Below are 415 nucleotides of genomic sequence, written 5' to 3' on the forward strand. Positions count from 1 at the left end.
ATTTTATAACAGCATAAATTTGCTTACCTTGATAGGTACCAACACCACCATCACTATCTTTGCCATAAGTAACCGTAATTGAAGTAGTACCATCTAATCCTGTATCAGAAGAAATATTTGAATTATTCGAATTACCAGGTATATTTACACTAATTTCGCTACTTCCACTTGGAAAAGACGTATAAATATCACTTGTTGAAGTAATATGACTATCTGAAATATTGCTTGAATGTGCTGTTACTGTTGCAGTCTCACCAACAATATTTTTGATTGCAAGTTCATTTTCACTTGCAATGCTCGTACCATTTGGATCAATATTGTGAACATTATCAGCTCTAACTGTTTTTGAAAATGCAGTTAAATCTCCTAAAGAAAATAAGAAAATGACAAATGCAATTAGTAAAAAAATTTTTTT

The 415-nt window shown here is 30.6% G+C and carries 1 protein-coding gene; it reads right to left on the reverse strand.

Features of this window, described 5'->3' with window-relative positions:
* Window positions 1–415 (reverse strand): hypothetical protein (locus tag FD01_RS16315; protein ID WP_162257358.1); only part of this gene is annotated, 415 nt, incomplete at both ends.

Origin of the sequence: Lacticaseibacillus manihotivorans DSM 13343 = JCM 12514, from assembly GCF_001435035.1 — a bacterium.
Taxonomy (GTDB): Bacteria; Bacillota; Bacilli; order Lactobacillales; family Lactobacillaceae; genus Lacticaseibacillus; species Lacticaseibacillus manihotivorans.